Below are 268 nucleotides of genomic sequence, written 5' to 3'. Positions count from 1 at the left end.
CGAAGAGCTGTTCGGCAAGCTGCGCAGGCATGAAATCGTCGAATCCGTGCGCGGCCCGGGCGGCGGCTACAACCTCGCGCGCCGCGCGCAGGACGTCACCGTCGCCGACATCATCATCGCGGTCGACGAACCGCTCGACGCGACGCAATGCGGCGGCAAGGGCGCGTGCGACGGCTCGAAGCAGCCCGACGGTCATTGCATGACGCACGAGCTGTGGTCGACGCTGAACCAGAAGTTGGTCGAGTACCTCGATTCGGTTTCGCTGCAG

1 protein-coding gene is annotated in these 268 nt (G+C 66.0%); it reads left to right on the top strand.

What is annotated here, in order from left to right; all coding sequences use genetic code 11:
- Positions 1 to 268, top strand: a 268-nt coding sequence (locus tag SB816_RS32070; RefSeq protein WP_410548255.1) for an Rrf2 family transcriptional regulator, incomplete at both ends; no start/stop codon positions are given.

Source organism: Achromobacter sp. SIMBA_011 (assembly GCF_046535435.1).
Lineage (GTDB): Bacteria > Pseudomonadota > Gammaproteobacteria > Burkholderiales > Burkholderiaceae_B > Achromobacter > Achromobacter dolens.
This window is presented reverse-complemented; position numbering and strand designations above follow the sequence as displayed.